The sequence below is a fragment of the Paenibacillus sp. GCM10027629 genome, from assembly GCF_042676425.1.
Taxonomy (GTDB): Bacteria; Bacillota; Bacilli; order Paenibacillales; family Paenibacillaceae; genus Paenibacillus_K; species Paenibacillus_K terrigena.
The window spans coordinates 545,148-563,982 of sequence record NZ_JBHTGZ010000003.1; the positions used below are offsets into that span (position 1 = coordinate 545,148).

General features: G+C 45.0%; 15 protein-coding genes and 3 tRNA genes. 16 read left to right on the forward strand and 2 right to left on the reverse strand.

The annotated features are described in order from the left end of the window. Window positions 1-57: 57 nt before the first annotated feature. The 9 genes from ACFQZR_RS02945 to ACFQZR_RS02985 all read left to right on the forward strand — a co-directional run bounded on the left by ACFQZR_RS02945 (window position 58) and on the right by ACFQZR_RS02985 (window position 7,863). On the forward strand, window positions 58-855 hold the full coding sequence (locus tag ACFQZR_RS02945) for an ABC transporter ATP-binding protein (protein ID WP_379342707.1): 798 nt from the start codon (window positions 58-60) through the stop codon (window positions 853-855). After that, window positions 821-1,903, forward strand: a complete 1,083-nt coding sequence (locus tag ACFQZR_RS02950) for an efflux RND transporter periplasmic adaptor subunit (protein ID WP_026263890.1) — start codon at window positions 821-823, stop codon at window positions 1,901-1,903. Before ACFQZR_RS02945 ends, ACFQZR_RS02950 begins: the two co-directional genes overlap by 35 nt. Beyond that, window positions 1,903-4,746, forward strand: coding sequence for an ABC transporter permease (locus tag ACFQZR_RS02955; RefSeq protein WP_379342709.1), 2,844 nt, complete (start codon window positions 1,903-1,905; stop codon window positions 4,744-4,746). The genes ACFQZR_RS02950 and ACFQZR_RS02955 overlap by 1 nt, the downstream gene beginning before the upstream one ends. A gap of 3 nt (window positions 4,747-4,749) precedes the next feature. After that, complete coding sequence (locus tag ACFQZR_RS02960) at window positions 4,750-5,634, forward strand: ABC transporter ATP-binding protein (RefSeq protein ID WP_379342711.1); 885 nt, start codon at window positions 4,750-4,752, stop codon at window positions 5,632-5,634. A 6-nt stretch (window positions 5,635-5,640) separates the two neighbouring features. After that, window positions 5,641-7,143, forward strand: coding sequence for an ABC transporter substrate-binding protein (locus tag ACFQZR_RS02965; protein WP_379342713.1), 1,503 nt, complete (start codon window positions 5,641-5,643; stop codon window positions 7,141-7,143). 108 nt (window positions 7,144-7,251) lie between these two features. Further along, window positions 7,252-7,416, forward strand: a complete 165-nt coding sequence (locus ACFQZR_RS02970) for a hypothetical protein (protein WP_379342715.1) — start codon at window positions 7,252-7,254, stop codon at window positions 7,414-7,416. 87 nt (window positions 7,417-7,503) lie between these two features. After that, a tRNA-Met gene (locus ACFQZR_RS02975) sits at window positions 7,504-7,580 on the forward strand. 26 nt (window positions 7,581-7,606) lie between these two features. Beyond that, window positions 7,607-7,683: transfer RNA gene (locus ACFQZR_RS02980), tRNA-Ile, on the forward strand. Between the two features lie 107 nt (window positions 7,684-7,790). Continuing rightward, window positions 7,791-7,863, forward strand: a tRNA-Val gene (locus tag ACFQZR_RS02985). A gap of 161 nt (window positions 7,864-8,024) precedes the next feature. Here ACFQZR_RS02985 and ACFQZR_RS02990 read toward each other — a convergent pair. Further along, entirely contained in the window at window positions 8,025-8,426 is a 402-nt protein-coding gene (locus ACFQZR_RS02990) for a PH domain-containing protein (RefSeq protein WP_379342717.1), read from the reverse strand. 217 nt (window positions 8,427-8,643) lie between these two features. Further along, entirely contained in the window at window positions 8,644-9,237 is a 594-nt protein-coding gene (locus tag ACFQZR_RS02995) for a TetR/AcrR family transcriptional regulator (RefSeq protein WP_379342719.1), read from the reverse strand. 163 nt (window positions 9,238-9,400) lie between these two features. Here ACFQZR_RS02995 and ACFQZR_RS03000 point away from each other — a divergent pair, with 163 nt between their 5' ends. From ACFQZR_RS03000 to ACFQZR_RS03030, 7 genes are all read left to right on the forward strand, one after another. Continuing rightward, window positions 9,401-9,871 carry a DUF3574 domain-containing protein gene (locus ACFQZR_RS03000; RefSeq protein WP_379342721.1) on the forward strand — a complete coding sequence of 157 codons (471 nt, stop codon included), beginning with the start codon at window positions 9,401-9,403 and terminating at the stop codon, window positions 9,869-9,871. Window positions 9,872-9,966: 95 nt separating this feature from the next. Beyond that, the gene (locus tag ACFQZR_RS03005; protein WP_379342723.1) at window positions 9,967-11,346 is read left to right on the forward strand and encodes a TcaA 3rd/4th domain-containing protein; all 1,380 of its coding nucleotides are present in this window, start codon (window positions 9,967-9,969) and stop codon (window positions 11,344-11,346) included. Window positions 11,347-11,653: 307 nt separating this feature from the next. Next, the gene (locus ACFQZR_RS03010) at window positions 11,654-13,405 is read left to right on the forward strand and encodes a sensor histidine kinase (protein ID WP_379342725.1); all 1,752 of its coding nucleotides are present in this window, start codon (window positions 11,654-11,656) and stop codon (window positions 13,403-13,405) included. Next, window positions 13,398-15,083: a response regulator transcription factor gene (locus ACFQZR_RS03015; RefSeq protein WP_379342727.1), complete on the forward strand. Its 1,686-nt coding sequence runs from the start codon at window positions 13,398-13,400 to the stop codon at window positions 15,081-15,083. Before ACFQZR_RS03010 ends, ACFQZR_RS03015 begins: the two co-directional genes overlap by 8 nt. 84 nt (window positions 15,084-15,167) lie before the next feature. Next, window positions 15,168-16,850, forward strand: coding sequence for an extracellular solute-binding protein (locus tag ACFQZR_RS03020; protein ID WP_379342729.1), 1,683 nt, complete (start codon window positions 15,168-15,170; stop codon window positions 16,848-16,850). An 80-nt stretch (window positions 16,851-16,930) separates the two neighbouring features. Continuing rightward, complete coding sequence (locus tag ACFQZR_RS03025) at window positions 16,931-17,842, forward strand: ABC transporter permease (RefSeq protein WP_379342731.1); 912 nt, start codon at window positions 16,931-16,933, stop codon at window positions 17,840-17,842. Window positions 17,843-17,854: 12 nt separating this feature from the next. Continuing rightward, window positions 17,855-18,739 carry a carbohydrate ABC transporter permease gene (locus tag ACFQZR_RS03030; RefSeq protein ID WP_379342733.1) on the forward strand — a complete coding sequence of 295 codons (885 nt, stop codon included), beginning with the start codon at window positions 17,855-17,857 and terminating at the stop codon, window positions 18,737-18,739. The last annotated feature ends 96 nt before the right edge of the window (window positions 18,740-18,835 follow it).

Genomic DNA, 18,835 nt, shown 5'->3' on the forward strand with positions numbered 1-18,835 from the left:
ATTCAGGAGTAATCCATCCTTGGGTCAATAATAGTCAAAGGGGGAGCGGGCAATATTATGGCTTGGTTCCGAAAACGATCTGTAGATACACCGGACATAACAACGGACACTGCATCAGATTACATAGAACATGTGGAAGAAATAGTAGAACGATCTGAGGAACCGCCTGCTAGATTGCTAGATACGGAGCCTATTCTCGTCGTGAATCAAGTGGAACGCTTTTTTCCTGTAGGGAATCAGCAATTGCATGTCCTGAAAGGCATCCAGATGGAAGTGCTACCAGGACAACTTGTCATGCTTAAAGGAAGATCGGGTTCGGGGAAAACAACGCTGCTCAACATTCTAGGAGGGCTAGACCAGCCTTCGTCGGGCGAAGTTTTTTTCCGCGGAAACCCATTCCATAAATGGGATGATGATAAGCGTACACTAGCGCGTCGAATGGATATCGGCTTTATCTTTCAGGCGTTTGCACTCATGCCATTGCTATCTGCTTGGGAGAATGTAGAGCTGTCGCTTCGTATGGCGAATGTGCCGAAGAATGAATGGAAGAGCCGCGTCGAGCATTGTCTCGATCTTGTTGGGCTGTCCAGTCGTATGCATCACCGCCCATTTGAGCTATCGGGGGGAGAACAGCAGCGTGTTGCGATTGCGAAGGCGATTGCACACCGTCCGCGTCTCTTACTCGCCGATGAGCCGACGGCGGAGCTAGACTCCCAGATGGGAGCACAGATTATGGCCGTATTTAGAAACATTATTCGAACTGAACAAGTGTCAATATGTATGACGACACACGATCCTACAATTTTGGAGGTTGCGGACCATGTCTATGAAATGGTTGACGGGAAATTCATCTAAATCAGGGAGGAGGCTGCGCCAGATTCTACTTGTGTCCCTATGTGGAGCAATGATGATGACGGCAGGCTGTTCTTTACTTCCGAAGGAAGATGCAGAGGAAGTATTGCCGACCATTACACCGCCGAAGATCTCCCAAAAACCGGAGTATGAAGTAACCAAGGGGACGATTGAAACCAAGGTAACAGCAAGCGGCAGATTGATGTCTCAGCAAGAAGAGACGATGTTCTTCACAGCAGATGGCAAACGTATCAAGAATGTCCTTGTGAAGAACGGAGACAAAGTGACACAAGGTCAAGTGCTCGTCGTATTAGATATGGAGGATATGCAGAAGGATCTTCGGAAGAAGAAACTCGCGTTCCGTAAAGACGAGATCAATATGAAAGAAACGCTTCGTCAGAAAGATCAGATGGATCCGGTCGAATTCGAACAGGCTTCGATCGTATTCGAAGAGAGTCGCCAAGCGATTACGGACCTCGAGAATGAAATTGCAAAAGGGACACTGGTCGCTCCGTTCAGCGGAACGATCGTCTCATTGAACGCAGAGAAGGGTTCGTTGGTTAAGGCTTATGACCCGATTGCGATCATCGCAGATACATCACGTCTTGCTGTAGCAGCATCTGTTACGAAAGATGACTTGAAGCAAGTTGCTGTCGGCATGGAAGTGAACGTAGATATTAATACGGTTGGCAAGACGCTCAAAGGTAAAGTGAAGCAGTTGCCTCAAGCTAAAGAAGATTCAGGCAATGGTGGACCAGGCGGAGGCCAGAAGCCAGAGAAGCTGGAAGACTTCCTTCTCGTACAGCTGGATAATATGCCAAAAGGGTTAACTCGAGGCACACCGCTAAGTATTGCTGTCATTACGCTGCGTCGAGATAACGTCGTGACCATTCCGCAATCTGCACTGCGTTCCATCGGTTCCCGGACGTATGTCCAAGTTGTGGATGAGAATGGGAAGCGGGAAGTCGACGTCGAAGTCGGACAACAGTCAACAACGGATGTGGAAATCGTGAAAGGCCTTACCCCAGGACAGAAAGTAGTGGGTCGCTAATGGGTATTCCACTGCTTCGATTCTTGTTCCGCAAAATGTGGAACACCCGTTGGATGACGCTAAGCACGCTGCTAGGTCTTGTTGTTGCCGTATCCTTCACGGTGAGTATTCCGATGTATGCGGACGGTTCGCTCAAGCGCGTTGTGGCGAAGTCACTCCAAGAGAAGAGCGACGGTCTGCCTGCCGGATCGCTATTGTTAAGATATCAAGCACCAGGCGGTACGAAGACGGATATCAATTCACTGAAGTCCGTTGATGATTTTATTCGTGAGCAGGTTCCAATTGAGATTGGGTTCCCGCATCAAGTCTATGTCAGCAACAAAGGAATCCGGGCAACGGAAATATCACCCGTTGATTCAACGAAGGTAGATACGAGCCGTGTCCGTACAATGGGATTAGGATCGCTCACGGGTCTTCAAGACAAGACGGAGATTGCGCTAGGTAAGATGTATTCCGATTCACATGATGGGGATACCGTTGAAGCGGTAATTCTCGATGAGGCGATGTACCGGAACGATCTACATGTTGGCGATGTATTCGAATATCCCGTCTATAGCGGTCTGGATCTCGTACTGAAGGTGAAGATTGTCGGTACGGTGAAGGCCAAGGATGATACAGATGCTTACTGGTATCAAGGGCAAGAAAGCCTCATGAACACGTTCTTTATCAGTGACAAGGTATTTAATGATTATATTCTCAAAGAATCCAAGGTCCCGTTAAATCAAGCAAGCTGGTACTATGCATTTGATCTGCGGGAAGTGAAGACGAGTCAGCTGACGCCGCTTGGCAATACGCTCGATCGTCTCAAAATTGAACTCTACCAACATCTGAAAGATACGAAGATGGAAATGTCCTTTGCCGATGTGTTGGATGAATTTAAGGTGCAAAGTCTGCAGCTTCAGACCTTGCTCTTCACGCTAGCGGCGCCAATGATCGCAATGGTCTTCTACTTCATTGCGATGAATGCTAGGCAGGCACTGGATAAGCAGCGCAGCGATATTGCGGTATTGCGAAGCCGCGGGGCGGGCACAAGGCAGATTTCAATGATGTATCTCATCGAAGGGGTATTCCTCGGAATCATCGCGCTGATTATCGGGCCTTTCGTCGGATGGTTCATGGCGAAGAGTATCGGTTCTGCGAATGGATTCTTAACTTTCGTAGATCGGCAATCCATTCCTGTCGGACTGAACTCGCAGGCGATAATATACGGTGCAGTTGCTGTATTGATCGCGATTATCGCGAGTGTTATCCCGGCGGTTGTATTTGCCAGAGCATCGATTGTAAGTTATAAGCAGAAGCTGGCACGGTCGGATCAGAAGCCTTTCTGGCAGCGTTGGTATCTAGATATTGTTTTGTTAGCGATCGCAGGGTATGGCTATTACATGTTTAATCAAAGACAGCTATTAACCTTCCAGACCGGGATGACGACGGACCAATTACAAGTGAATCCGTTCCTGTTCTTCGTTCCGGCGTTATCGATTTTTGCTTTTGGTTTGTTCTTCTTGCGTTTATTCCCATGGATCTTACGGTTCGTGACATGGATTGCGAAGAAAGTGCTCCCGGTACCGTTGTACTTGACGATCACACAGCTCTCCCGTTCAGCGACCTCGTATTACCCGCTCATGATCTTGTTGATTCTAACGCTCGGGCTTGGGGTGTATAATGCATCCGCAGCACGTACGATCGATACGAACTCGACAGAACGCACTTTGTATAAATACGGTGCAGACGTGATTATGCAAGCGGTGTGGGAAGGTTATTCGGAAGTGAATCCGGATGATCAGAAGAATGGCGGTGGAAAAGGCGGTCAGCCTGGAGGCGGGCAAGGCCAGAAGCCAAGTAAGATCATTTATAATGAACCTCCATTCGAAGTATTCAAGCATTTGAAGGGAGTCGAGGCGGCGACTCGTGTGCTGGAGACCAAGGGCAGCGTAAGCGTGTCGGGGACATCGATCGGCAACGGGAATATTCTCGGAATCGATAATGTGGATTTCTCCAAAGTCGCATGGTTCCGCAATGACTTGTTCCCTGTTCATCCGTTCAATTATTTGAACCTGCTTGGCTCTTATGAGAATGCGGTAATCATACCTACAAATGTAGCGAAAAAGTATCAGATCAAACCGGGCGATGTCGTTAATATCTCGCTTCAGAATCAGCCCGTAGAATTTGTGGTTGTAGGCGTTCTGCCGTATTGGCCGACGCAATATCCGAAGCAGACGCCGTTCTTCATTACGAATCTGGACTATATCTATGACCAAGTACCGCTCATTCCGTACAAAGTGTGGTTGAAAATGGAGCCGAAGGCACTCGTTGCGCCGCTCATCGATGAATTAGCGAAGAACAACATCGAGCTTGCGACGATTGATGATGTACGGACAGAACTTGTGAAGCAGAATAAGCATCCACAGCGCGGCGGCGTATTTGGAATTCTAAGTCTCGGGTTCCTCGTATCAGTCATTATTTCATTAATCGGGTATTTATTATTTTGGTTCTTCAACCTATCGGGACGTGTCGTTCAGTTCGGCGTACTGCGTGCGATGGGACTATCAAGGAAGCAGCTGACGGGGATGCTGCTCTTAGAGCAGATTTTCACAGCAGGACTGTCCATTGTGCTCGGGGTATTAATCGGTAAGTTATCCAGTATTCTGTTCTTGCCATTCCTGCAGACGACGGAAAATGTGAATATGCAGGTGCCTCCATTCCGAATTGTATTCGAGAATAAGGATACGACGCAGTTGTACATTGTAGTCGGCGTCATGATGCTAACTGGGGCTGCACTCTTGTTCATGCATATTCGTCGATTACGCGTGCATCAAGCCGTCAAAATGGGAGAGGAGCGTTAAACGATGATTCATTGCGAAGGACTTGTCAAAATTTTTAAGACGGATGATCTGGAAGTCGTTGCGCTCCAAGGCTTGAATATATCCGTGAAGGAAGGCGAGATGATGGCGATCATCGGGAATAGCGGCAGCGGGAAATCGACGATGCTCAATATTCTCGGTGGGCTGGATCGCCCTTCAGCGGGCCAAGTTCGTGTCGGCGAATGGGATTTGCTCAAGATTACGGATGATCAGCTCGTAGAGTATAAACGCAATACGGTCGGGTTCATCTGGCAGAACAATGCGCGGAACTTGCTCCCCTATCTAACAGCGATTGAGAATGTAGAGATGCCGATGATGCTCAGCGGGAAGGTAGACCGCGCCTATGCGAAGCAATTGCTCGAATGGGTCGGTCTGAAAGACCGAATGTATAACAAGCTGCATCAGCTCTCCGGGGGGGAACAGCAGCGTGTGGCGATTGCGATCTCGCTCTCGAATCGTCCACGGCTTCTGCTGGCCGATGAACCGACAGGTTCTGTGGATACGCAGACCTCGGATAGCATTATGGGGATTTTCCGGAGATTGAATCAAGAGTTGGGCGTTACGATCGTTATCGTAACCCATGATCTATCGCTCGCTGAGAAAGTCGATCGTGTAGTAGCCATTCGGGATGGTCTGACAAGTACTGAGTTCATCAAAAGGAATCCAAACTTGGATCAAGATGAAGAGGCGCTAATGAAGGGCCATGGCGCGCTTCAGCAGGTTCATGAGGCGTACGTGGTTGTTGACCGGGTTGGACGTTTGCAGGTGCCTAAAGAGTACCTACAAGCTCTGCAAATTAAAGATAAAGCATCAATGGAGTTTGATGGGGATCAGATTATTATTCGGTCACCCAAATCATTGGAGGGATAATTTAGGATGAAGACAAAGTGGAGTAAGAAGCTGTTAATGGTTACGTTAAGTTTGTCATTATTCGCTCCTGTTCTTGCGGCATGCAGCAAGGGTGAAGGCGAGGAAGCCGGACAAGAGAAAGTATTACGTATTGGTACGATCTATAGTTACGGAGGCGACGATTCTTATCTTCGCCAGCAATACACAGATATCTATGAATATACGCATCCGAATGTGAAGATTGAATTCGTATCGGCGATTGACAATAGCAACTATCGTTATGAAGAGCCTAAGCCAGATCAGAAGCAACCAGATCCATTTGAAGAGACGAAGAAGCTGCTCTCTGGTCCAAATGCTCCTGACGTGATGATTATGGACACGAATGTGTACAAGAAGCTCGTTCGTGAGAATATGTTGAAACAGCTGGATCCAATGATCCAACAAGATAAATTTGATACTACAGATATTGTTCCGACTGTTATGGAAGGAATTAAAGATTTAGGCGACAACAATATTTATGGTCTTGCACCTACGTTTGGTTCATCGGCCTTATTCTATAATAAGAAATTCTTCACACAGAACAATATTGAGCCGCCTAAAGACGGCATGAGCTGGGAAGATGTCTTTACGCTAGCACGCCGTTTGAAATCGGGTGATGGTGCGAACAAGAAGTTCGGACTTCAATTGAATCGTTGGTCAGGAGATCCATTCTATGATATGACAGGAACGTATCTCTCTGCCTTGCAGCTTCGTATGTTCGATGATAAGGGCGACAAGATGACGGTTGATACACCAGCTTGGGAGAAGGCTTGGAGCACATTTGCGAAGCTGGTATCCGAGAAAGTTATTCCAACACAAAAAGACCTACAACAGGATGATTCGTCTAATGGACGTTATAATCCACTTGCAAGCGATAGCTTCTTGTCTGGCAAAACAGCAATGACGATTGCAGACTACAGCTATGTAAATGATATTTTGGATGCGAATAAAAATGCGTCAAAAATTAAGAACTTCGAGAAAGTGGATTGGGATGTTGTAACCCTTCCAACGCATCCTGAAGCACCGGGCATTGGCGGTAATATCTATCTGAACAACTTGATGGGTATTAATGCCAAAGCTCAAAATGATAAAGATGCTTGGGATTTCATCAAGTTCTTAAATAGTGAAGAATGGGCAAAATTGAAATCGCGCAGCAGCTATGAGATTGTATCCCGTAAGAAATATATTCAACCAAAAGATGGTTTGAACTATAACATTGCAGCTTTCTATACGCTCAAGCCTGTCACACCGAACAACCAAGAGATGGATCTGTATAACAAGTACCCTAACATTTATCAAGTGCAAGAAAAAGGAAGAGAGATCTTCCAGACGGTACTTGATGGCAAGAAATCTTCTGCAGAGGGCTTGAAAGAGTGGCAAAAAGAAGGCGACAAGTTGCTTGTCGAGATGAAGAAGAACCCAGGTAAGCCTATTGGTGGCGGTGGGGAAGTCATGAACGGTGGCACGGTAGAAGGCGTCCCAGCAGGTTAAGTAAGGAGAGCCTTAAACTTCGTATGAAGTTTAAGGCTTTTTTTTCATGTTATGGGGTATTCTATAGGCATAAAGAAGACATCATGATAAGACAGGAGCTGAGTCAATATGAAATGGATCTACTGGGGCAAGTTGTACAATACCAAATTTCAAGCGAGCTGCATCCTGAAGCGTATCGAGAATGACGCATGGATTTATGGCTATGCAGATCCGCAGGAAATCGAGATTTTTCGCTCGCGTAAGGGTCGTTATGGAGTACGATTTATCACCTAAGGTGATAATTGTTTAGAACGTTAAATTTTTCTTGACTTTACTCGTATATATAGTGTATATTTATTTTTGTCGCTATTGAATAAATGACGCGGGGTGGAGCAGCTCGGTAGCTCGTCGGGCTCATAACCCGAAGGCCGCAGGTTCAAATCCTGCCCCCGCAACCAAATTCTTATGATGATGAATTGATTAAGGGCCCTTAGCTCAGTTGGTTAGAGCGGTCGGCTCATAACCGATTGGTCGGGGGTTCGAGTCCCTCAGGGCCCACCATAGTAATCCTTGATCTATCATACATAAGTTTCAGAGATTTCTAGATTTAAGATTTAGATTGACATCGCAATTAGAATTTGGTACTATAGTATTTGTCTTCATAACATGATCTGTTAGCTCAGCTGGGAGAGCACTATCTTGACAGGGTAGGGGTCAGTGGTTCGAGCCCACTACAGATCATACGAGATCAAACCTGAGAGTCCTTGATATATAAGGGCTCTTTTGTTTTTATTAATATTTATTTGGATTGAACAGCCTGGTACAAGATAAACCCTTACGGAGTAAGGGTTTATTGCATTTCTGGAGTTTTATAATTCGTAGATTATTGCATATAAGAACATCTAACGAATGAAGTCTTCTTGCGATATCGAACCAAGGATGCTGGCGGCTGTACGCACCGAGTTATTCTTTGTCAGTTCCGTTACGATAGTATCGATGTGATCGTACACTTCTCGTGGAGCTTTAACCGATTCAAGTATTTTGATTGGCGTATCCACATCGGCAACATTGAGGTGAATCGAACCGCAACCGAATACACGCTGCCAGAATGGTAACACTAGACTCTTATCTAGTACTTTATAAAAATCCAATTCATCCTCTACCAATGAAATGAATCCTTTTCTTGTGACCAATCTTTTCTCGTACACAAAGTATTTTGTAAATGAAAGCGGCAAGCCGAAGATTGTGCGTTTTCTCCCTTCCCAAATTAACGATCCACGTGTTAGCGACTCTTTATTTGACATTCGAGTCTACCTCCTTGAGAGAAAATTATAGAAAAATTAGAAGTCAATACCTTCCTAATTGTAGCATTTTGACATGAGTAACGGAACCTGAATAATTTTAGGCAGCTGAAAAGATGATTCCTGTATTGGTGAAAAGCCTTGAGGATAGAGAGAGTAAGCCTTAATTCCATACCGTCAACTCATGTGTTAAATATAATATTTTTATTTGATGTTATATTTAATTCGATTCCTGGATTTGAAGCAGATCCAGGAGGACCAGCAGCATGTCCTCCAGTCGAATCCGATCGTCAACGAAGTGCTGCAGATTTATTCCATTAAATAGGGCCATGGATGCTGTGGCAAGAATCCTCGCATCCAACGGGCTGCCCACAATTCCTTCATCCTTCATCACTTGATAAAAATGTGTAAGGAATTGTCGCCATTCCTCCATCTGCTGAATGAGTCTTTCTTTGACCATGGGCAGTTCATTCGAGTTCATGCATCCATGGATTAGCAGCAGTGAGGATCCTTGCTTATAGGATTCTTTAACTAAACGCAGTGAATAGTCCTTGAATTTGGCAAGCAAATTTCGATCTTTCTGTTCCAGTGCAGCCTTCAAATCATCAAAGAAAAAATCAATCCCGTCCTTAATAATTTTAAGTAAAAATTCCTCTTTACTAGGGAAGTGAGCATAGAAGCCTCCCTTGGAGTAGCCGGCATGTTTTACAATTTGGTCTATGCTTGTATTGGAGTACCCTTGGCGTGAGAATAGCTCTACTCCGGACTTCATTAACTTTTCGATTGTCTGCTGTGATTGCTCCTGATGGCCCATCCAAATTTCCCCTTTTTATAATTCTGTCGTCCTATTGATTATACCACATTCCTTTTATATAATAATTTCCAGTATATACCGACTGGTTGGTATCTGAATTGGACGAAGGGATTTTGACTAGGGTAACCGTTCGGTGAGTAAAAAAGTAAAGGAGACATAAAGGATGAAGAAAAGGAACTGGATTATTACTGTAGCAATTGTAGTCCTGTTGACATTGGTTTTCGTACCGGTACAGCAGTCCTACAGTGCGGAGGGAGCTGCAGCGACCGGGATTACAGGCAGTGCTCTTGATGGACAGTTTAGCCTCAGTCACGAAGTCAAAATTTACGTTCCATCCACGGTGAAAGGCAATATTCAGATTACAGAAGAAGCACAGCAAAAGTTCGTCGATCAAGCACTTGCGAAATTCTCTGAATGGTTCGGTGGTGCTACGGCGATCGATGGTGAAGGGGCTTGGGTCGATAAAGATAAAAAATTGATCAAGGAAAATGTGACGATTGTGTACTCATTTGCTGAAACATTGGATAAAAAATCGTTAGATCAAGTGGTAGCTTATGCGAAGCAGCTGAAGGAAGATCTAGCTCAATCTTCGGTATCCCTTGAAGTCGATGGCAAGATGTATTTTATTGAATAAAAGCAAAATGCTCTATAAATCAAATATTTAGCTATCATCATTATATGTGAGACAGAATCATAATCTGTCTCTATTTTATTTATTGGAGGGAAATCATGAATCCATCATCCAACAATGAACCGCATACACAAACGATTGGACAGAGATTTAAAAAGAAGCCTGTATTCATTATTGTCGCAGTCATCGTCATTGCTGTAGTCTTGATATTTGTACTTTTGTCAGCTTCTAAGGGAGATAAACAGGCATCTGAGGTGATCCGGAAGTTCCAAAACGCCATTGCGGCAGAAGATACCCAGGCATTACAAAAGCTGCTATCCGTTGATGACCAAGCAATGAAAGTGACGGAGGATCGTCTGCGCCGGCTGATCCAATATGCGAAGGAAGAACCGAAGTATTATGAAGCAACGCTTCAGATTTTTACTGCACAACAGGCGTTGTTGGAAGAAGCGGAATATGTAAACACCGGATTGCTCGACCACATGTCGCCAGATGAAGTGTTAAAAGCAGGTGAATTGTATCTCAAGAAAGAGTCCGGGTTCTTATCGGATACGTTCAAGATTGGCGTTCGTCCGCAATATTTGAAGATCACGCTGGAAAATGATAACGGAACCATCGTGGTGGATGGGGAAGAGATCCTGAAGGTTAGCAAGGACAATCATTCGACTAAAGTAGGGCCGCTCCTCCCGGGTGAGTATCAGGTTGAGTTTAAAACCATATTTGACTATGCGAAAAGAGATGTTACGAAAAGTGAAACGGTTAGCTTATTCGGTCTGGAATCCGATACAGAATACTCTGATTATGTTACAGGTGAGAGTGTGAAGATTTATAGCGATCTAATGGAAGTACAGGTATATTTGAATGATCAGCCTACTCCTTTTTTTCAGAAAAGTTATAAGGACAGAGAGGAATCATCTGATTATTTTTACCCCGCGTTCAACGATGGATCGCAGAAGATTCAAGGGGTTGCTAAATTTCCTTGGGGAGAATCCAGGAGCGAGGCTGTAACGATTGAAGATTTATCTGCAGATTACAATATTACACCGAAGCTTCAAGATAAGACCGTACAAGAGGTGCTTGATTTTGTTCGATTGTTCTTGAAGACCCAAGCGGAAGCGTATGGATCCAAGGATGTAAGTGAATTAGAGAAGCTCTACCCTCATCATGAAGGCGATTTACTCGAAGAGGTTCAGGATGGTCTTGGCAGTTTGTACTACCCAGGTATTTCAGAAAGAACGTTGAAAAAAGTAGAGTTCAAAGATATGAATTATGATACAAGTACGGATGACCTAATGAGGCATGTAAAAGTTTATTATGATAGTGAATTAAATCAATATGTAGTTCAAGTTACGGGGATCGACTCAGAGTATATATTGACATTATCTGACGGCTATGTTGATGATAATTACAATAACCAATTACTGAATCTAAGATTAATCTACACCGATGGAGCATGGACGGTCTTGAACAAGTTCTAAATCCGAGGTGTGGTCTCAGAGCAAGCGTAACATGAGAACTCGAAAAGCAGTTGAGCAGGAATAACCTCCATGCCCAACTGTTTTTTTGTTTATCAGTTAAAGGAAAATAGACTTCTTCTGAAGAATATACAAGGTGATTTTACTTCCTTGGGTTTACCTCCTCTTATCGAATTGTGCTTATCATCTTACATTTGCCTACTGATTTCCTTCTCTTTCCGCTTCAAAACTCTCATAGTAGTTATTCTCAGTCCGCAACATGACGACAAACCTACGTTATTTCTCATCTATATCATTTCGGGGGGAATGTATGAACGTATTCAAGGTGTTTCATGTGGGTATTTTTACGAAGCTGCTGTTATCGTTTCTCATCGTTATGATTCCTATATACGGCATCAGCATCTACATTATTCAATCAGCGGAGAACAACACCCGCGAAGAACTGTCACAATCCGTGGCTTCAAAAGTTCATTTTTATATAAGCTCTTTTGAAAATGAAATGGAGCGGATTATCCGGATCAATAAGGAGCTTATATTCAACGACGATTTCCAGAAAATTCGGACGATTGCCGCAGAATTGGACGATTACACAAGAATACAGACCATTCTCAACGTGAAAGAGAAGCTGAATCTGCTGAAAACATCAAGCTTATATGTTCAAAACGTAAAGGTGTATATCCCCTCGTTGGATAGAGGCATCTTTGCTAACAGCTACGACAATCACATTCCCGAAGATGAGCTGTATGCTTTGAAAATGTCCGGCAGCTCAGGCTCGAAGATCACCTATTGGAAGAAGAGTCTTTTTCTGAGTGAGGTGTATCCCGATCCCTTCCAGAAGCTCCCTCTCACGATTGCGCTAGGAGTCGATTTATCTTCGAAGAAGCTCCAAGACACGCTTAATCAAATTGTCGACAAGGCTGGTGCTGGCGCATCGTTTATCAATTTAAAGCAGAAATGGTCATTTTCGGACGGGAAAAGCGATTTTATATTGCCTGAGCTGAGGAAGTTCTTTGATAATCCAGCGATCAACGGCAGAACGAGCTATCAAGGTAGCCTAAATATCAACGGCATGGACTATTTGATCACATTCGAATATTCCAAGCTGCTAAGCACGTATTTGGCTGTTTATATTCCGGAGGATAACGTGCTTGGACCGCTGGACAAATACCGCAAACTTTTGTGGCTGCTGTCCATTCTTTCTACCGTTGTCGTTGTTGCGTTTTCTTATTGGATTTTCCAGTTGATCCACCGGCCTCTCAAACGTCTCGTCACTTCGTTCCGAAAGGTAGAGAAAGGGGACTTGCAAGTAGAAATTGATCATCATTACAGCGACGAGTTCAAATATTTGTACGGGCAGTTCAACGCGATGGTTAGTCAATTGAATAAGCTGATCGGTGAAGTGTATGAGGAGCACATCCGCTCTCAGGAAGCGGAGCTGAAGCAGCTGCAATCGCAGATTAATCCGCATTTTCTGTATAACAGCTTTTTTATTTTGCAGGGACTCGTTCAGATGCACGATGTTCAAACGGCAGAACGGCTTGTACAGCACCTCGGAGATTATTTTAAATTCATTACCCGGACTAGTGCCGAGACGGTTTCGCTCGAACAAGAAGTGAGCCACTCGAAGGCCTATACCGAAATTCAATCGCTGCGCTTTTCCAGGCAGATCACCGTGGAATGGGAGGAGCTTCCTGATCTGTTTCACAAGCTTCCGGTCCCACGGCTCATTTTGCAGCCCATCATTGAAAATGCCTATGTACACGGACTGGAAGACAAAGTGGCGGATGGCACCCTGACGGTCCGGTTTGAGGCTGCAGACGAAGCTTTACGGATCAAAGTGGAGGACAATGGAGAGAACATTTCGGAAGAGGGGCTTGCTGAGCTGCAGCATAATCTACGCTCTCATGTTCTCGGAAAGGAATCTACCGGATTACTGAACGTGCACCGCCGTCTAAAGTTAAGATATGGTGAATCGTATGGCCTGACTGTCGACCGTGGGGCAGCGGGGGGCTTGCTGGTTGTGCTGCATTTATCTACTAGGGGAGTTGATCAGGTTGAATAGATTGCTCATTGTTGACAATGAAGCTTTGATCGTCGAGACTATTGTCGATTTGTTTGATAGAAAGGCAATCCCCGAATTGGAGGTGCTAAGCGCCTACTCTTCGGCAGATGCTCTTCGCTGCATGCAAACGATCAAAATCGATATCGTCCTGACGGATATTCGCATGCCGGGCATGAGCGGAATCGAGCTGCATCGGGAAATTATAAAATGCTGGCCGAGATGCAAAGTGATTTTTTTGACGGGATATAGCGATTTTGAATATATTCACGAAGCGATTCGCAACGGCAGCGTGGATTATTTGCTAAAAACAGAGGGCGACGAGGCCATCGTTCAAGCCGTGCAAAAAGCAATAACGGCTTTATCTGAAGCGGTCGCGGCAGAGGAGTTTATTGCGAAATCTAAACAGCAGATGCAGCAGATTGCTCCTCGATTGCAGAAGGAGCTGCTGTGGGAGCTTGTTCAAGGGGATTCATTAACGTACGACGCTCTCAGCCGGAGCTTCCAGGAGGTTAACATCGAGCTCGAGCCGGCCAAGCCTGTCGTCGTTATGATCGGCAGGGTAGACAATTGGAATGAAGACGTTCGTTCCTTCGATAAATCTCTCTATCTATTTGCCATTCAGAATATCGCGGAGGAATATTTATCGGCTAAGGTACAGTTGATTTCGTTTGATTTTGAGAAAAAAACGAAGGTGCTTTGGCTGATTCAGCCCACAGAGCCAAAGGAAGCCTTAACTGCCGACAAGCTTATTGAGCTTCGTAAGCATTGTCTCGTATTCCTTAAGGGCGCAGCGGAGATGATTCAGGACGCATGCAGCGCCTTGTTAAAACTGAATCTATCTATCGCCATTGGAGTAACGTTCCAGGAATGGGATCACATTGCTGAACAGTTTGATCGTTTGCAGCAGCAGCTAAATCGGGGTCTTGGGTTAGGGCAGCAGCTGCTTCTTCTGGAGCAATCTGTCCAAGCTGCTTCGGGCGCTCCATCGAACCACGAACGAAGAAAGCAGTTGAAAAAGCTTAACTTACTTCAGACGGTGCTCGAGAATGGGCAGAGAGACCAATTCATTGCAGAATATGCGGATATTATGAAAGTGATAACCGAAGGAGTCGATGCGATGAATTCCATTAAAACCGAAGTCTATTATACGCTCGTATCGATTTTTTTATCATATATTAACCGTTGGGAAATTCAGAGTGAAATCGGAAGCAGAATCAATTTGGGGAAAATGACAGCACTCGACTGTCAACACAACTGGAAGGAAGTTGTCGATTATTTTTATCATCTAGCTGAGGTGCTATTTGAACATAAGCTTTCCGGACAAGGCAATCAGGAACATGACGTAATTCGGAAGGTGCAGCGATATGTCCAGCAGAACTTGGCAGGAGACTTGACACTTAATCGAATCGGCGATGTCGTCGGCCATAACCCTTCCTATTTGTCTCGATTGTACAAGAAGGTCACGAATGAAGGCTTGTCGGACTACATTATGACGGCTCGACTGCACAAAGCGAAGGAACTGCTGGAAGAAAACCGATTGAAAATTCATGAGGTTTCGATTTCGGTCGGTTTTTTGTCTGAGCAATCATTTTACCGTTTTTTCCGCAAAGCGCTTCAGAAGACGCCGCAGGAATATCGTGACAGTGTTGTCATGTCTAGAAATGCGACCCCAAAGTAAAGATAGGCGAATAGATTGCAACCACATTGCCCACTTATAATCAACTCGTAGAACAAAAATCTCAAAGTCGTAGGGGGTTATGAAATGGAAAGGAAGAAGTTGGGTACACTTTTAACCGCTTGCTTGGTGGGATTGTCGCTGATGGTGTCGGCGTGCGGTGGAGATGAGAAAGTCAACGAGGCTTCGCAGCAGCCTGCAGATAGTCAAGCGACAAACGCTCCGGCAGATAACACAAGCCCTGAAGTAAATTACGATCCGATCGGCAAATACGATCCGCCCATTGAGGTTCATTCGGTGCGTATGGCACTGCCGGCCGATCGCTTTGAGAATGGCGATACGAACGAAAACAATGTTTGGACAAGGGAATATGAAAGCGCTCTCGGCGTGAAGCTCGTGTATGACTGGCTGGGTGACCCGAGCGGCGACAGCAACAAATTGGACATTTCGATTGCATCCAATGACATCCCGGATGTATTCGGTGCAAATACAAAGCAGATGAACCAGTTGGTAGAAGGCGAACAAGTTCAGGACTTAACAGAGGTATGGGAAAAATATGCTTCACCTGCGTTGAAGGAGCTGGCAAATCAAGATGGCGGACTAGCGCTAAAGTCAGCAACGTTCAACGGCAAATTAATGGCGATTCCGAAATTTGGCGGCAACATTACGAACGCTGATATTTTGTGGATCCGTACCGATTGGCTGGATAAATTGAAATTGCAGCCGCCTAAAACGATGGATGAATTGCTAAAAATCTCCGAAGCGTTCATGACGCAGGATCCGGACGGAAACAAAAAGGCCGACACCTTCGGCTTGGCCATCAGCAAAGAGCTTTCGGGCTTAACGGGCTTCTATAACGGATTCCACGCTTATCCGGGCATTTGGATTAAAGATGCTTCAGGGAAGCTGATGAACGGCAACATCGGTCCAGAAATGAAATCAGCGCTTGCTAAGCTGCAAGAACTCTATAAAGCAGGTTTTCTTGATAAGGAATTTGCTGTTAAAGACGGCGGGAAAGTGATTGAATCCATCTCACAGAACAAAGTGGGTATTTATTATGGCGCCAACTGGTATTCCTACTGGCCGTTTAACGATGCTAGAAAGCAAAATCCAGGAATGGAATGGAAGCCGTACCCGATCGTGTCTGCAGACGATAAGCCAGCGATTCCGGGCGTAGGATTCCCTGTCTATGAATATGAAGTGGCTAAAGTCGGTTATGAGCATCCGGAAGTTATTGTCAAGATGCTGAACTTATGGCTGGAGCGTGCCTATGGCAAGACAGCTGACTGGGAGAAATACGCGGTGTCACCAAAAGGTACGGAGTTGTTCCAGTATCCGCTATTCCAAGTGTTTGCGCCGAATAAAGACGTTCCAGATAACTACCTTGCCGTGAAAGGGGCAGTTGAAACTGGCGATGTGTCAAAGCTGAACCCGGAACAAAAGGCACTTTTTGATAAAATAACCGCATTCAAAAAAGGTGACGACTCGCAATGGGCAACCTACCGCCAAGCTGGTCCAACAGAATCCTCGTTCGAAGTGCTGGCCGGCTATAAGGATACATTACTGACGACGGCTTATCTGGGTGCTAGTACACCGACGATGGTCGAAAGACAAGGTGTGCTGGATAAATTGCAAAACGAAACATTTACCAAAATCATTATGGGCGCTGCTTCCATCAACGAGTTCGATAAATTTGTAGAGCAATGGAAAAAGCTTGGCGGCGATCAAATTACTGCAGAAGTCAACGAATGGTACGCAAAGCAACAATAGCAAGCTGAATTTAGAAAGTGACAGGGGAGGCTTTCACTCCCCTATCTCTTTACTTCATGGGGATAAGAGGAGGTACCGGTATGCGTAAAAGGTGGATCAGGGAGCTTCCGCTGCATGCAATGATCTTGCCTAGCTTCATTTTGGCTATCATTTTTAGCTATATCCCGATGGTTGGCATCGTGATTGCGTTCCAAAAATTCACTCGTATTCGCGGCAACGGTCTAATGGGTTTTTTTAATTCAAAATGGGTCGGTTTCGACAATTTCACTTACATTTTTATGCTTCCGGATACCGTGCAGGCGATCAAAAACACAGTCATTATCGCCTCATTGAAAATATGTACTGGACTTATCGTGCCGATTATCATTGCACTACTTTTGAATGAGATTCGTATTGCGTTAATCAAACGCGGGATTCAGACACTGATTTATTTACCGCATTTTTTGTCCTGGATTATTTTGGGCGGCATATTAATCGATATTTTGTCTCCTGAAACAGGCATTGTTAATCAACTGCTGGGATATCTGGGCGTAGAGCCCATCTTCTTCTTAGGCAGCAACCACTGGTTCCGTCCTGTGCTTATTATTTCGGATATATGGAAGGAATTCGGATTCAGTACGATCGTATACTTAGCAGCCATAACGAGCGTAAGCCCAATATTATATGAGGCGGCTCTCATTGATGGCGCTACACGCTGGCAGCAGACAAGACACATTACACTTCCGAGCATTTTCCCCATTATCATATTAATGTTGACGTTGAGTTTGGGTAATGTGCTGAATGCGGGCTTCGATCAAATTTTTACCCTTTACAATGCGACCGTTTACGAAACAGGAGATGTATTGGATACACTTGTGTACCGGACCGGTGTCGTCAATGCGCAATATAGCGTCGCGACTGCAATTGGGCTGTTCAAATCCGTCGTATCTTTATTGTTAATAAGCATTTCGTATTGGCTCGCGTATCGTCTATCCAACTACCGTATATTTTAGGGGGACATTGCTATGTTTCATCGTCCGTCATTCACATATCGGCTGTTCAGTTTGTGCAACTATGTGTTTCTTATTTTTCTATCCTTACTATGTCTTGCTCCGATGGTGCATGTACTCGCCCTATCATTTAGCACCAGTACTGCCGCATCAGCCGGGCTGGTTAAGCTGTGGCCGGTCAATTTTACACTCTCTTCGTATTCGTTTATTTTGCAGAACTCTCAGTTCTTAAAGTCGTTTGTCATTTCGATTGAAAGATCCGTTCTAGGCGTATCGCTCAGTATGTTCCTAACGATATTGCTAGCTTATCCGCTGTCTAAGGAAGTGAAAGATTTCCGCTTCCGAACGGCTTATGCATGGTTCTTCATCTTTACGATCTTGTTCGGCGGCGGGTTGATTCCGTGGTTTATGACGATTCAGATGATGGGCTTGATGAACTCGATCTGGGGGCTTGTGCTGCCGGGTGCGGTTCAAGTGTTTAATGCGGTGTTGCTGCTTAATTTCTTTCGGGGCTTGCCAAAAGAGCTGGAGGAGTCTGCTTTCATCGATGGAGCATCCCACTGGACGACGCTGTGGCGTATTCTTGTGCCGATCTCGATGCCTTCACTCGCGACGATCATACTGTTTACGTTTGTCGGACAGTGGAACTCCTGGTTTGACGGACTGCTCATTATGAAGACGCCGGATAAATATCCGCTAGCTACGTATTTACAGACGATTATTATTAAACCCGACTTTGCCAAAATCAGTATGCTGCAGGCGAAGCATATGTCCGAAATTTCGGACCGGACGACGAAAGCGGCACAGATCATTATTGGTTCATTGCCTATTTTACTAGTTTACCCGTTTCTTCAAAAGTTTTTTGTTAAAGGCATTGTCGTAGGAAGCGTGAAAGAGTAGTATGTGGGTTAGATAGGAAAATATGTCCGTTGCACAAGTGAATGGCATATCCACACGATGTGTGTCGGACTGACAACATGAGGCATTGGAGGAGAA